Origin of the sequence: Actinoallomurus sp. CA-142502 (assembly GCF_050936355.1) — a bacterium.
Classification (GTDB): Bacteria; Actinomycetota; Actinomycetes; order Streptosporangiales; family Streptosporangiaceae; genus Actinoallomurus; species Actinoallomurus iriomotensis.
In genome coordinates this window covers 5,553,084-5,566,093 of the sequence record NZ_JBNJMY010000001.1, presented here as the reverse complement: position 1 = coordinate 5,566,093, position 13,010 = coordinate 5,553,084, and the positions used below count along the sequence as shown (strand labels likewise).

Here is a 13,010-nt window from a genome sequence, read left to right as displayed (position 1 = left end):
GAGAAACGGCCGCACTCCTGATCATCGGTCGGTGCTCGTCCGCCGGGGCTGCTGACGGTCGCTACGATCACGCCCCATGCGCGTTGATCGTCACAGCGTTCCCCAAGAGTCCCTCACGTCCGCTCTGGCGGCCGTCCCCGAGCGGCTGGGCCGCGACACCAAGCTCGCCGGGAACGGCGGCCCGTTCGGCATCGAGATGCTCGCCGACATGCTGCTGGACTACGCGGCGGCGCGCACCGTCGAGATCGACCCGCGCGTCGAGACCCGCGAGACGTGGCTCGCGCTGACCTCGGCCGCGTCGCTGTACCGGGACCATGCGCGCGCCCAGACCGTCCCGGCCGGCGGGGAGGTCCGCGCCTTCGTCGACTACCTGGGCGTCGGGTTCGGCTTCCTGCAGGAGCGGGACGAGAGCCTGAGCGCGCACGACTGGGTCCGGGCCTACCAGGTCGCGCTCGCCATCGGGACGGACGACGTCCTGCTCGGCCTCTACCCGCTGGTCCAGTCCCTGCCCGAGGACGACGACCTTCAAGGCCTTCGCGCCTTCTGGGCGAAACAGCCCGCCGAGACGTACCCGGACTCCTCCGAGGGCCGGATGCTGCACGCGATCGCCGAAGGCGACGCCGTCGCGTTCAACGCCGCCCTGGCCACGGCGCTGGAGCGGCACCGCGAGCGGGCCGGGAGGTACCCGCGCGACCTGATCGCCTGGGGGCCGCTGGCCCTGGCCGCGCTCGCGTTCGAGGCCGAACTGCCGATCGAGGTGGAGTCCGGCTACCTTCCCGAGCGGCTGTTCACGCGCGCCGGGCCCACGAAGCCGAGCGCGGACGGCCCGATCGCCCGCCCCGGCTTCGACGCCGAAGGCGCCGCCCGCTGGTTGGAGAACGTCAGCAAGCGCACCCAGCGGAAAGTGGAGCACGCGTTCAGTCCGGAAGTGCTCATCCAGTTCCGGTTCTCGGCGATGGCCGGTCCCGGGACGCACATGGTGATGGCGCTGTCGTTCCGCTCCGTACTGGACCCGCGCGCCGAGAGCGCCGCGTACATCGACGGGCTGGTCCTGGCGAGCGAGTCGTTCGCGTCGGCGTTCCGGCTGGCCTCGGTCCCGCGCGGCACGGCGATCGCCGTCACGCTGGGTGGACGCACCGAGGAACTGCCCGCGTCCGGGCCGAACAGCGACGCCTCCGACTGGATCTACGCGCGGGCCGCCGCGCTGGCATGGACGTCCCGCAGGCAGGCCGACATCGCGATCCTGGCCGCGTTCGACGCCGACGACCTTCACTCCACGATCCCGGACACCAACTCCTACGCGCGCGCGTGCCACGCCGTCCTGCGCGGACAGGACCCGCGTCCGCATCTGCGGAACGCGCTGGCCAAGACCTCCGGCGACGAACACTGGGAGTGCCTGCGCGCCCCCCGTGCCCGGCTGCTGGAGCGCATCGCCGAGGACGACGCGGACGGCTTCAACGCCGTCCTCGCCGACGCGCTCGGCCTCTACCGCGACTACTACAGCGCGGGCGACCGCATCGACGACCCGGACGGGCAGCTCTCCTTCGACGCGCTCGGACTCGCCTGCCTCGCCCACGACCGAGGCATCCCGGTGCGGATCGAGTCCGGCTACCTGCCGCGCGCGGTGATCGAAGGACTCAGCCGACGCTGAGGACCAGCCCGCTCGCCGAGACGCCCGCTCTCGGCCGTTCGGCTGTTGGTCAAGGGCCGAGTTCCGGCGGGCCCGTAACGCCGTCCGATGACCGCGCGCAGGCGGCCTTCGGCGGTCCCGGCCGTAGGCTGAAGGGATGGCGCTGAGGATCGGGGACGAGTGGATCAGCAGCGACCGCTGCCCGCAGGTCGCCATGGCCATCCCCGGCGAGGGCTGGGTCCTGTCCTGGCGGCGCGGGGTGTGGACCAGGGACGAGGCGATCAACGCGATGGCCCGCGCCGAGCACGGCGACCTGCACACCGACCCGGCCACCGCCGCCACCTGAGAGCCCGCCGATCCGCTGAGGCGGCGGCCGGTCGCCGCCTCAGCGCAGGACGGCGCGCAGTTCGATGTCGTCGTGGATCGCCGCCCAGCCGGCGTCCCAGCTGTGCCGCCGGTCGTCGGCCAGCACCGCCTCGATCGTCGCGACGTACCCCGAGGGCAGCTCCGTCACCTCCGCCAGATACCGCGCGGCCGCACCGGCGACGGGATGCGCGGTGCCCTCGAGCAGGTCGGCGACGGGCCGGAACAGGACGTGCCCGCTCTCGGCGGTGTCCCCGGTGATCGCGGCGAGGGCGTGCGCGGCCTCGACGGCCGTCCACGGTTCCAGGGCGCGGGCGAGGAGGCGAAGGGTCGGGACCGACGCGGACGCGTGCGGGCCGAGGTCGGCGAGGCGGCGGGTGACGGTGTGGGCGTGGGCGTCGCCGAGGCGGGGGACCAGGGCGCGCAGCGCGGGCCCTGGGTCGCCGGTGACACGCCAGTACGCCCAGGGCACGGCGACGGCGGCCGCGTCGCGCGCGTACGGCCGGCTCAGTCCGTCGCCGGGGGCGTCGAGCAGGCGCCGCAGCGCGGGGGCGGCGGAGGCCGCGCCGACGCCGATCGCGCCGAGCGTGTCGGCGGCCCAGTGCCGTAGCCGCCCGTCCAGGAGCCGGGCGACCCCGGGCGCCGCGGGGGCCGCGGCCGCACCCCACGCCTGGAGCGTCTGCAGGAGCGTACGGCCCAGGTCCTCCTCCATGTCCGGGCGCAGCCGCCGGAGGATCGCCGGGAGCAGCGCCGGCGCCCACCGCGCGCACGGCCGGAGGACCTGGTGGAGCCCCGGCGACCACAGCGGGTATCCGGAGGTCTTGCCGGTGTGGGAGGAGTGCAGGGGGTAGCCCGGCCGGTCGCGGCCCACCTGTTCGGCCAGTGCCGGCAGGCAGCGTTCGTCGCCGGACCAGGCCAGGCCCCACAGGGCCACGTCGGCGGCCGCCGGAGACCTCCCGGTCCGCGCCGGGTCGTCCAGGTGCGCGGCGAACAGGTCCGCGTCCGGGCCACCGGGCTCGGCGTGCGCGGCCAGCAGGTGCAGGGCGCGGACGCGGTTCTCCGCGTCGGGGTCGCCGGCGCGTTCGCGCAGGGCGGGCAGGAGACGGCCGTGCCGACGCGAGAACGACAGCAGGTTCGCCGCGGTGCGCAGCGCGCCGGTGCGGCGGCCCGGATCGGCGTGGCCCAGCAACGCCAGGCAGATCTCCTCTTGGGCGTCCGCGTCCCGGTCCAGCCGGGACAGCGCCCACCACACCGTCAACTCCGGCGCGCCGGAGAACCGCTCGCTGCCGGACCACGCCGAAAGATCCCCCGACAACGCCGTGAGCACGGGTTCGGTCGCGGTGGGACGGCCCGGCAGCGCCTCGCGGAGCGCGAGCGTGGCGGCGAACCGCAACTGCTCGTCGGGGTCGCCGAGCAGCCCGCGGAGCCACCCGAGCGTCTCGGGCAGCGTCGCGACGGTCAGAAAGCGGGTGAGCGCCCCGACGGTGAGGACCTGGTCGAGGCGGGTGACCCTGTCCTGGGCGGCCCACCGGTCACGCAGGGCGCCGACGACCGTGTCGGCGTGGGTGACCGCCTCCTCCAGCACCGACGTCACCGCCCGGCGTACCCGCGGATCGGGATCGTCCAAAAGCGCGATCAGCCGGGGCACGGCCCGGTCCCAGGCCGCGGTCCAGCCGTCGGCGACCGCGCGCGGGCTCGCCTCACGGGCCTCGTAGGCGAGCCGCCCCACGCACTCCAGCACCTCGCCGCGGCAGACGACCCGCGGCGACCCGGCCGCCTCCACCAGGTACGGCAGGGCCGCGACCGCCGCCGAGCAGACGGCGCCGCCCTGGTGGTACAGCTCGTTCAGCAGGCCGTCGGCGGCCTCGGCCGCCGTCGCCTCGTCCAGCAGCGCGCGAAGCAGCGACGGCATGTCGGCCTCGCCCCGGAACGCGTACGTCAGGTCACGCCACGGCACATGATCAAGACCGTCGAACATGCCGGGAAGGCTACCGGCGGGCCGCCGGTCAGGCGGCGGCCCGCAGGACGGCGCGCAGCGCGGTGGCGAGCCCGGCGGTGTCCAGCGGCCGCTGGTCGCTGAGCGCGCGCAACAGGGCCCCGTCGATGAGGAAGGCCGCCGCCTCGGCCGCGCCCGGATCGGCGTACGCGCCGAGCAGATCGACCAGGCCGTCGAACCACGCGCGGGCGAGCGGTCGCAGTTCGGGCCGGCGGACCGCGGCCAGGTACAGCTCGGTCTCGGTCAGCGCGCGGTCGCGGTCGGCGAGGTACTCCTCGGTCAGCGCGGCCACGGTCGCCGCGACGTCGTCACCGGCCCGCAGGGCCTGACGCCAGGCGCGCAGGCCGTCGGCGGCGGAGTGGGCGGCGTGCGCCAGGGCGGCCCGGCTCAGGTCGTCCAGGGTCGCGAAGTAGTAGGTCGTCGCCCCGAGCGGCACGCCGGCGCGGGCGGCGACCGCGCGGTGGGTCAGGCCGCCGACGCCGACCTCGGGGATCAGCGCGCACGCGGCCTCGATGATGGCGCGGCGCCGTCCCTCGGGGTCGCGGCGGCCGGTCAACGCGCGCCGCCCAGGTTCAGCACGACGACTCCGGCGATCACCAGCGCCACGCCGAGGGCCTTGGCGGCGGTGACCGGTTCGTGCAGGAACAGCGCGCCGATCACGACGATCAGCGTGGTGCCCAGCCCGGACCACACGGCGTACCCGACGCCGACCTGCATGCCGCGGGCGAGCGCCACCGACAGGGCGAGGAAGGATCCGGCGTAGGCGGCCAGGCACGTCACGGTGGGCCACAGGCGCGTGAAGCCCTGGGTAGCCTTGAGCAGGCTGGTGCCCAGCACCTCGGAGGTGATGGCCAGGCCCAGGAACACGTACGGCATGGGAGCCTCCCCGTTCGTGTACGAATGTACTAGTACGGAAGTACAAGTTTGCCGGTGGGCGCGGCGCTGTGCGAGCCTTTGGGCCTCGGCCTCCCCGGAAGGGATCGATCGTGACGCTCGGCATGGTTCTCGGCGACGTCTCCTCCCGCGCTTCGACGCGGGAGCGGTAGCCCTTCCCGCCCTCTCGCCTCACGCCCGTGCGCCGCACCGGGCGGAGTTCTCGCTGCTCCTCGTCGAAGTGCTCGTCGTGTCATCCACACGTTCGATCACGAGGAGTACCTGGTGCCCGCGATCCACTGGACCCAAGCCCGCACCGCCCAAACCGCCCGCTGGCATTCCGAGGACGCCTTCCCGCCGCCCGCGCGGGTCGTCGTCGCCGACGACCGGATGAGAGCCGCCACCGCCTACCGTCTCGCCTGTGAGGGCACGGCACTGCTGTGGCAGGGCGACTACCACGTCGCACGCCGGCTGCTGCAGGCGATGAACCGCCGGATCACGGCACCCGCTCCGGGCGACACCCCGCTGGAGTCCTTCCGCCGTCACCGCAGGTTCCGCGGCCACCGCGCCCGGGTGCTGAGCCGGCTGGTCGTCGTCCTGGACGACGATCACGCACTGGACCTGCGCCGGGCTCCGGACGTCCGCCGGGCGTGCACCGAAGCGTACGGCCCGCCGTACGAGCCGACGGCCGTGGCGCTCAGCGAACTCCTGGGCGTGATCGGTGCGCACCAGTGGCGCCTCAAGGGAGTGCGGGTCCCGGCCCTGGGCGCGCGCGTCCATCCGCATTACGGCGTCTTCTCACCCGTCAGGGGCGAGTACGTCGACCTGGTCGCCCGGGCGCCGCTCCCCGCCGCGGCGACCGGCCGCGCCTTCGATCTGGGCACGGGAACGGGCGTGCTCGCCGCCGTCCTGGCCCGCCGGGGGGTCGGGCACGTCACGGCCACCGACATCAGCGCCCGTGCGCTGGCCTGCGCCCGCGACAACGTCGACCGGCTGAACCTCACCGGTCGCGTCGAGGTGACGGGCCCCACCCTGTTCCCGGAGGGACGCGCCGCCCTCATCGTCGGCAACCCGCCCTGGATTCCGGCCCGGCCGACCTCGGACCTGGAACGGGGCGTCTACGATCCGGGCGGCGGCATGCTCCGCGGCTTCCTCGGCGGGCTCGCCGCCCACCTGGAACCCGGCGGCGAGGGCTGGCTCGTCCTGTCCGACCTGGCCGAACACATCGGCCTGCGGACCCGCCACGAACTACTGACCATGATCGAGAAGGCCGGCCTGCGCGTGGCGGGCAGGCTCGACACCAGGCCACGGCACCCGCGGGCAGCGGACACCACCGATCTCCTCCACGCCGCCCGCAGCGCCGAAGTGACGTCGCTGTGGCGCCTGTCGAGCACGTGAAGGGCCGTCGGACCCGTTGGTCCGACGGCCCTTCACGGCCGGTTCACGGTCGGGAGCCGGTCGGCGGTGGTTCGTCCGCCGGCCAGGTCCTCAGCGCTCCCCACGACCGAGGGCGGCGACCTCGTGTACGGCCTCGGCGACGGCCCGGAAGTCCTTCTTCAGGATCGCGCCGTGGTTGCTGGCGACCTTCGCACCGATCTGGATGTTCGGGTTGCGGACGGTCACCGCCTCCAGGCTGGCGCGTATCTGTTCCTGCTCGTCACCGTGGCTCCCGAAGGAGGTCCCGGACGCGACCACGTACCGCACCGGGACGCCGATGTCGTCCAGTACGGGGCCCAGCTCCCGTTCGCGGGAGAGCCTGCCGAGTTCGATGTTGCTGTCGGCCTGCTGTTCGGCGGTCATCCGCGGGGTCAGGCCGGTCGGGCGGAGCAGCGGTGTGAACCAGCCCATCCGCCGGAACAGTTTCCGGATCCGCTGTTCCATGGCCTCGTCGAGCCAGTCGTGGGGGAACGCGCCGTCGACCAGGACCGCGCCCAGGGTACGGCCGGGATTCCGGCCGGCCCAGTGCGCCGCGACGACCGCCCCGTAGGACCAGCCCACCAGCAGCGCCCGGTCCACCCCCCGGGCCGCCAGGACCGCGTCGACGTCCCGGACGGCGGCCTCGAAGGAGTAGTCCGCCGAACGCTTCGATCTGCCCCGCGCCCGCTCGTCGTAGGTGATGTGCCGCCATTCCGGTCCCAGCTCGGCGATGACCCTCCGCCAGTACCCCTGGGTGGCGAACTGGCCGTTGAGGTAGACCACCGGGACGCCGGGACCGCCGGTGTCGGTGACGGCCAGGGCCGTGTCATCGACCGGCACCATGCCGGTCCACTTCGAGCGGGTCGTGTTGTTGGTGGTGGTGTCCGTCATGGTTCTGCTCCTTCAGAGGCTGTGGGCGGTGATGTCGCCCTGGGTGGTGGTGACGCGGCCGTGGGTGGTGCCGGCGTCGAGGGTGGCGGAGACGCCGGCCGCGGCGCCGATGGTGATGTCGCCGGACTGGGTGTGGAGGGTGACCTTGCCGCCGGTGGCTTCGGTGATGGTGATGTCGCCGCGTGCGGTGGTGATCTGCGCGGGGCCGGTGAGGCGGCCGACCTGGATGTCGCCGTCGGTGGCGGTGAGGTGGAGGTTTGCGGTCTCGTCGAGTTTGATGTGGCGGTAGGCGCCGTCGAAGGTGACGTCGCCGAGGCGGCCGACGGTGCGCAGTTCGGTGCTGGCGGCGGTGGCCTGGACGTGGGAGCCGGCGGGCAGCTTGACCGTCACCTCGATGGAGCCGGACGGGCCGAGGTACTGGTTCTTGGCCGGGACCTGGATCTTCAGGACGCCGTCGGTGTACTCGGCCGTGGTCTGCTCGGCGGCTTTGACGTCGCGGCTCTTGGCGGGGTTGGCGGGTTGGATCTCGATGGTGGTGTCGGTGCGGTCGGCGGCGATCAGCTGGACCCGTCCGGCGGGGACGTTCAGGACGACGGTGATCGGGTGGGGGGTGTCGAACTTTCGCATCGTGTGTTCCTCGGTGCCGGCGTTGTTTCTGACATCGCAAACGCTACGTTGCCTTTCTGAATCCAGCAACATACTCGTTGCACATGAGATGTGTTTGCGCACGTGAACGCGAGAAAATCGTTGCGGCGGCCTTGATGCTTAACGCAACAGCGCACACCCATTCGTTGCGTTGGATTGGAAGTGAACGCTATGGGTGAAGCATGGCGGACCCTCGGCAGACCGCGCTGCGGCCCGGTACCGGACGCGGCCCGCAGGCCGTATGCGAATAACGAGGAGATCTTTGAGCACGCGGGCCAACGTCGCCGTGTCCGAACTCGCTCTCCTTCACCGCCCGCGACACAGGTCTCGTACACCCCGGCCTGCGGGTCCGCTCCGGCCGGCCGGTGTTCCGGTAGACGATCCCCTAACGGAACACCCGCCACCGCCCCCACGGCGATCGCCCTTCGCCACTTGGTGGCTGGGGACGCGTTCGGGTGCGGCCGCACCCGAGGATCAGTGGAGAGCCCTGACCGGGATGGGGGCGATCAGCCGCGGGGCAGGGAGATGACGAATCGTCCGGCCGCGTCGATGGCGATGTCTCCGTCGGCGGTACGGGCCAGTCGTCGGGCGAGGGCGAGCCCGAGTCCGACGCCGTCGTGGCCGTCGTCGGGGTTGGCGCGCCGGCCTGGTTCGAACACTGCGTTTCGGAGCTCCACGGGTACGCCGGGACCGTCGTCGGTGATGATGATTTCGACGTCGGCGGTGCACTCCACGGTGATCTGGTTCCGCGCGTAGCGGCGGGCGTTGTTCAGCAGGGGTAGGAGGATGCGCTCGACCAGGTTCGCGGGCACCCCGGCGGTCACGTCGTTGCCGGTGACCACGATCGGCGGCCCCTCGGTGTTGCGTTCGGCGAGGTCACGGGCGAGGTGGAGCGGCGAGCATCGGCCCCGGACCTGATCGGTGGGGATGGTGAGCATGGACTCACAGATCCGCTGCATGGTGGCGGCGCTCGCCGCGATCGCTTGGTGTGAGGCGTCTCGTTCGGTGGCGGTGCGGTTTCTGGTGATCAGCCAGTCGATCTCCGCGGTGATCTGGGCCAGTGGAGTCCGTAGTTCGTGTGAGAGTTCAGCGGTGAGTTGTTGTTCGTGGCGCAGGACGGCGGAGAGCCGATCGAGGAGCTGATCGAGGTTTCCCGCCAGCCCGGCGAGTTCGGCGGGACGGTGTTCCGCGCCGAACCGCTGATGGGTTCCGTGCTCTCCCCATCGCGCGGCCTGCTCGCTCATCTGTGTTACCGGCCGGAGTGCACCGCGAACGACCGCGCGAGTCAGCAGGTAGACGCCGAAGAGCAACAGCAGGGCGAGGACGGCGGAACCGGCCAGCACCAGACGGGCCAGGTCGCTGTAGGGGTCAAGATCAACCGCGCTGACCACCGTGCCCACGCGCCGGCCTTCGGACATCACCGGCAGCGAGTAAACCCTCCAGGCGTGCGGCGTCTTGATGTCCATGAAGGTCTTGCGCCGCCCGGCCATGCGGTCCGCGCTCGCCTGCAGCCCTCTGGGCGCCCGAGGGCGCTCGATGGCTGTGTGACCCTGGTAGATCCAGACTCCGACATCCAAAGCGCGGTCATCGGATGGTTCCAGCACTCGGATATGGCCGTCCGGCCAGGTCTGCAGGGTCGCTGCCACGGCCGCCGCCCGAGTCCGCAGCAGGTCATCGGCCTGTCTACGTAGCTGTGCGTGAAGCGCCAGGTTGAAGCCCACGGTGAGCAGCGCGACCCAGCTCGCCGTCGTGGCCAGCGCGACCAGAGCGAGGCGGCCACGCAGAGTCGCCGGCGCCAGGCCCCTCATGCGAATCGGTAGCCGACGCCGCGAATGGTACTGATGCCCCGCTCACATCCGGCTTCACGAAGCTTGCGGCGCAGGCGGGTCAGGTACTGGTCGAGGGTGTTGTCATTGACCTGGGCGCCTTCGGGCCAGGCCGAGCGCGCCAGGGCATGTCGCCGGACGACCGCGCCGGGGTCTGCCATCAAGGCGGCCAGCAGCCGGAACTCGGTGGGTGTAAGGGGCATCTGCGTGCCGTCCGCGGTCGCCAGGACGTGTGCGACCGGGTCCAGTCGCAGCCCGTCGACCTCGGTGGCCGCCTCGCGACCGGCTCTGCGCAACACCGCACGGACTCTGGCGGCGAGTTCGGCCAGGTGGAAGGGCTTGGCGAGATAGTCATCGCCGCCTGCGGAAAAACCCGAAAGCCGGGATGTGAGGCCGTCACGAGCGGTCAGGAAGATGACCGGCATGTCCAACCCGGCAGCGCGCATGGCCTGGCAGACGTCCCTGCCATCGGAGTCGGGCAGTCCGATGTCCAGCACGACCGCGTCGATCTGGTCATCTATCGTCCGCAGCGCGCCTGCTCCGTCCGCGGCGGTCAACACCTCGAAATGCTCCTCGCGCAGGCCCCGGGCGAGAACGTCACGAAGTCCGTGGTCGTCCTCGACGACCAGGACGCGGTGAGTGGTCACATCGTCAGGTTACGGACCCTCTGTAACCTGAGCCCACCTGCCTGCCGAAGCGCTCAGGTTTTGTTCAGACACGCCATGCCAGCCTTCCCCGATGACGACAACCCAGCAGATCCGGATGGGCGAACCGACCGGCCGGCAGTTGCTCAACAAGGTGCCTGAGGTCACGGTCTGGTTCTGGATCATCAAGATCCTCTGCACGACCGTCGGCGAGAGTTTCGCCGACTACATCAACGAAACCCTCGGCTTCGGCCTGACCAACACCATGCTGTTGTTCACCGCGGTATTCGCGGTCGCGCTAACGGTCCAGTTCCGTACGAAGCGCTACAGCCCGTTCCCGTACTGGCTGACCGTGGTGGTGGTCAGTGTCACCGGCACGCTGTACACCGACATGCTCACCGATAAGCAGCATGTCCCGCTGTGGTTGAGTTCGACGGTCTTCTCGGTCCTGCTGGCCCTCGTCTTCGGGGTGTGGTGGCTGCGCGAGCGGACCCTGTCGATCCACAGCATCACGACCTTCCCGCGTGAGGCGTTCTACTGGCTGACCGTCCTGGTGACGTTCGCGCTGGGCACCGCCACCGGTGACTGGACGCTGGAGCTGACCAACTGGACACCCGCGCAGTCGGTGTTCCTGCCCCTGGGCCTCATCGCGTTGATCACCGGGCTGTGGAAGTTCGGCGCCAACCCGGTGCTCTCGTTCTGGCTGGCCTACATCCTCACCCGACCGCTCGGCGCCAACATCGGTGACTGGCTCGCCTCCCCGAAGGTCGCGGCCAACCCCGGCGACCCGGTCGGACTCGGCCTGGGCACCTTCATCACGAGCCTGATCTTCCTCGGCGCCATCCTGGCGACGGTCATCTACCTGTCGATCAGCCGTAGCGACGTCGCCGAGAGCTACGAGGCGACGCACGCGCCGTCAGTCACCACCAACCCGCGCCGGGAGCGCATCGCACTGGGAGCCTTCGGCGTGATCGCCGCCGGCACCGCCGCGCTGATGGTCTGGGCCCACAACCAGCCCCACGTCACCTGCGACCCGACCGGCCAGAGCGAGACGATGCCGGCCTGCCCGAAGCCGGCCCTGACCGGCGACCAGACGACCGCCGCAGTGGCGAAGTACGAGAACCTCGCCCAGACGGCGATCGCCCAGGACCGGGCCGGGAAGGCCGCAGCCTCCCATGCCACCGTGCAGAAGATGCGCGATGACTGGGACGCCGACGCCACCTCGCTGCAGGCGGTCAACAAGAAGACCTGGACCCTGCTCGACAACCAGATGGACGCGGTCCTCAAGACGTACGCCATCGACCACGGCCACATCAGGCCGGCCCCAGCCGCCAAGCAGGAGAAGCAACTCAAGGTCCTGCTGGCCGACTTCAAGAGCCACCGCTTCTGAACGGGCGTGAAGTAGGCGGATCACCCGCCGCGTGACCTGCCCAATCTGCCGTTGCTGGTCGACCCCCCTACCAGGCGGGGGACAACACCCAAGGGCGTCGGAGCCCGCGGAGTCCTTTTGCGGAGGATGTCCGTGGGTCAGGGGCGGTGGTGGGCGAGGGCGGCGTGGGGGTCCTCGGTGCCCGTACGGGCCGGGTCGGCGTGGATGAGGGCGGCGGTCAGGCGGGGCACGGCGTGCAGGAGGGCGTGTTCGGCTTCGACGGCGATGTGGTGGGCGGCGTGGAGGGTGAGTGATCCGTCCAGGACGACGGTGGCCTCCGCGCGGAGGCGGTGGCCGATCCAGCGGGTGCGCAGTTCGGCGACGTCCTGCACGCCCCGTACGGCGCGCAGCGCGGCCTCGGCCCGGTCGACGACGGCGGGGTCGACGGCGTCCATCAGGCGTCGCAGCACCTCGCGGGCGGCGTCCTTGAGCACGAACGCGATGGCGACGGTGATGAGCAGGCCCACGATCGGGTCGGCCAGCGGCAGGCCCAGGGCCGCGCCGCCGGCGCCGAGCAGGACGGCGAGCGAGGCGAACCCGTCGGTGCGCGCGTGCAGGCCGTCGGCGACCAGGGCGGCCGAGCCGATCCTGCGGCCGGTGCGGATCCGGTAGCGCGCCACCCACTCGTTGCCGGCGAACCCGATGAGCGCGGCGACCGCGACGGCCGGCAGGTGTGTCAGGGCGCGGGGGCCGGTCAGCCGGTCGATCGCGGTGACGGCGGCCAGCACCGAGGAGGCGGCGATGACCGCGACGATGACGACGCCGGCGAGGTCTTCGGCGCGCCCGAACCCGTAGGTGAACCGGCGTGTGGCCGCCCGGCGGCCGAGCACGAACGCCAGCGCCAGCGGCAGTGAGGTCAGCGCGTCGGCGGCGTTGTGCAGCGCGTCGCCGAGCAGCGCGACCGAGCCGGACCAGGCCGCGACGGCGGTCTGCAGCGCGGCGGTGAGACCGAGCACGGTGAGGGAGACCCAGAGGGTCCGCATGCCCTCGGCGGAGGATTCCATCGCCCCGTCGACCTTGTCGGCGGCCTCGTGACCGTGCGGGACGAGAAGGTGCCACAGCCCGTGCCACAGCCGCGCCGCACGCCCGGCGTCGTCGTGGCGGTGACCGTGCCCCGCCGCGTGCGCGTGGTGGCCGTCGGGGTGCTCGTGCGCGCTCGAGCCCCGCGAACCGTGATGATGAGAATCGATGCGGTGCTCACCGGCCCCGTGACCGTGGGCATCGATGTCCCGGCGGGCGGTCGTACCGGCGTGATGCTGCGGCGAGCCGCCGGCGAGGGTGTCACACACGTCTGGCA

At 71.9% G+C, this 13,010-nt stretch carries 12 protein-coding genes; 4 read left to right on the top strand and 8 right to left on the bottom strand.

The genetic code is table 11. From position 1 onward, the window contains the following. Positions 1 to 76 precede the first annotated feature (76 nt). Together ACQEV1_RS26495 and ACQEV1_RS26490 are read left to right on the top strand one after the other, a co-directional pair. A complete protein-coding gene (locus ACQEV1_RS26495; protein WP_433396792.1) occupies positions 77 to 1,651 on the top strand; it encodes an Imm49 family immunity protein in 1,575 nt (524 codons plus the stop codon). Between the two features lie 136 nt (positions 1,652 to 1,787). Then, a complete protein-coding gene (locus ACQEV1_RS26490) occupies positions 1,788 to 1,976 on the top strand; it encodes a hypothetical protein (RefSeq protein WP_285575638.1) in 189 nt (62 codons plus the stop codon). 39 nt (positions 1,977 to 2,015) lie between these two features. Here the strand turns inward: ACQEV1_RS26490 and ACQEV1_RS26485 are convergent, their stop codons facing one another. From ACQEV1_RS26485 to ACQEV1_RS26475, 3 genes are read right to left on the bottom strand one after another with little or no spacing between them, the layout of a single operon-like run. After that, positions 2,016 to 3,971 carry a hypothetical protein gene (locus ACQEV1_RS26485; protein ID WP_433396790.1) on the bottom strand — a complete coding sequence of 652 codons (1,956 nt, stop codon included), beginning with the start codon at positions 3,969 to 3,971 and terminating at the stop codon, positions 2,016 to 2,018. Between the two features lie 28 nt (positions 3,972 to 3,999). After that, positions 4,000 to 4,545, bottom strand: coding sequence for a TetR/AcrR family transcriptional regulator (locus tag ACQEV1_RS26480; protein WP_433396788.1), 546 nt, complete (start codon positions 4,543 to 4,545; stop codon positions 4,000 to 4,002). Continuing rightward, positions 4,542 to 4,865, bottom strand: coding sequence for a DMT family transporter (locus ACQEV1_RS26475; protein WP_285624384.1), 324 nt, complete (start codon positions 4,863 to 4,865; stop codon positions 4,542 to 4,544). Before ACQEV1_RS26475 ends, ACQEV1_RS26480 begins: the two co-directional genes overlap by 4 nt. 282 nt (positions 4,866 to 5,147) lie before the next feature. Between ACQEV1_RS26475 and ACQEV1_RS26470 the strand changes: the two genes are divergently transcribed. Continuing rightward, complete coding sequence (locus ACQEV1_RS26470; protein ID WP_433396786.1) at positions 5,148 to 6,260, top strand: methyltransferase; 1,113 nt, start codon at positions 5,148 to 5,150, stop codon at positions 6,258 to 6,260. 90 nt (positions 6,261 to 6,350) lie between these two features. Here the strand turns inward: ACQEV1_RS26470 and ACQEV1_RS26465 are convergent, their stop codons facing one another. The 4 genes from ACQEV1_RS26465 to ACQEV1_RS26450 all read right to left on the bottom strand — a co-directional run bounded on the left by ACQEV1_RS26465 (position 6,351) and on the right by ACQEV1_RS26450 (position 10,287). Next, positions 6,351 to 7,169 carry an alpha/beta fold hydrolase gene (locus tag ACQEV1_RS26465; RefSeq protein WP_433396784.1) on the bottom strand — a complete coding sequence of 273 codons (819 nt, stop codon included), beginning with the start codon at positions 7,167 to 7,169 and terminating at the stop codon, positions 6,351 to 6,353. A 12-nt stretch (positions 7,170 to 7,181) separates the two neighbouring features. Then, positions 7,182 to 7,796 carry a DUF4097 family beta strand repeat-containing protein gene (locus ACQEV1_RS26460; protein WP_433396782.1) on the bottom strand — a complete coding sequence of 205 codons (615 nt, stop codon included), beginning with the start codon at positions 7,794 to 7,796 and terminating at the stop codon, positions 7,182 to 7,184. Between the two features lie 524 nt (positions 7,797 to 8,320). Next, complete coding sequence (locus ACQEV1_RS26455) at positions 8,321 to 9,622, bottom strand: ATP-binding protein (RefSeq protein ID WP_433396780.1); 1,302 nt, start codon at positions 9,620 to 9,622, stop codon at positions 8,321 to 8,323. Beyond that, on the bottom strand, positions 9,619 to 10,287 hold the full coding sequence (locus ACQEV1_RS26450) for a response regulator transcription factor (RefSeq protein ID WP_433396779.1): 669 nt from the start codon (positions 10,285 to 10,287) through the stop codon (positions 9,619 to 9,621). The genes ACQEV1_RS26455 and ACQEV1_RS26450 overlap by 4 nt, the downstream gene beginning before the upstream one ends. 91 nt (positions 10,288 to 10,378) lie before the next feature. Between ACQEV1_RS26450 and ACQEV1_RS26445 the strand changes: the two genes are divergently transcribed. Then, positions 10,379 to 11,674 carry a COG4705 family protein gene (locus tag ACQEV1_RS26445; protein WP_433396777.1) on the top strand — a complete coding sequence of 432 codons (1,296 nt, stop codon included), beginning with the start codon at positions 10,379 to 10,381 and terminating at the stop codon, positions 11,672 to 11,674. A gap of 137 nt (positions 11,675 to 11,811) precedes the next feature. Here the strand turns inward: ACQEV1_RS26445 and ACQEV1_RS26440 are convergent, their stop codons facing one another. Further along, complete coding sequence (locus ACQEV1_RS26440) at positions 11,812 to 13,002, bottom strand: cation diffusion facilitator family transporter (protein WP_433396775.1); 1,191 nt, start codon at positions 13,000 to 13,002, stop codon at positions 11,812 to 11,814. Between the last annotated feature and the right edge of the window lie 8 nt (positions 13,003 to 13,010).

Bases quoted from the DNA above. Each gene is read 5' to 3' on its own strand.
- ACQEV1_RS26495 (WP_433396792.1), top strand. From the start codon at position 77: ATGCGCGTTGATCGTCACAGCGTTCCCCAAGAGTCCCTCACGTCCGCT.
- ACQEV1_RS26490 (WP_285575638.1), top strand. From the start codon at position 1,788: ATGGCGCTGAGGATCGGGGACGAGTGGATCAGCAGCGACCGCTGCCCG.
- ACQEV1_RS26485 (WP_433396790.1), bottom strand. From the start codon at position 3,971: ATGTTCGACGGTCTTGATCATGTGCCGTGGCGTGACCTGACGTACGCG.
- ACQEV1_RS26475 (WP_285624384.1), bottom strand. From the start codon at position 4,865: ATGCCGTACGTGTTCCTGGGCCTGGCCATCACCTCCGAGGTGCTGGGC.
- ACQEV1_RS26465 (WP_433396784.1), bottom strand. From the start codon at position 7,169: ATGACGGACACCACCACCAACAACACGACCCGCTCGAAGTGGACCGGC.
- ACQEV1_RS26460 (WP_433396782.1), bottom strand. From the start codon at position 7,796: ATGCGAAAGTTCGACACCCCCCACCCGATCACCGTCGTCCTGAACGTC.
- ACQEV1_RS26455 (WP_433396780.1), bottom strand. From the start codon at position 9,622: ATGAGGGGCCTGGCGCCGGCGACTCTGCGTGGCCGCCTCGCTCTGGTC.
- ACQEV1_RS26445 (WP_433396777.1), top strand. From the start codon at position 10,379: ATGACGACAACCCAGCAGATCCGGATGGGCGAACCGACCGGCCGGCAG.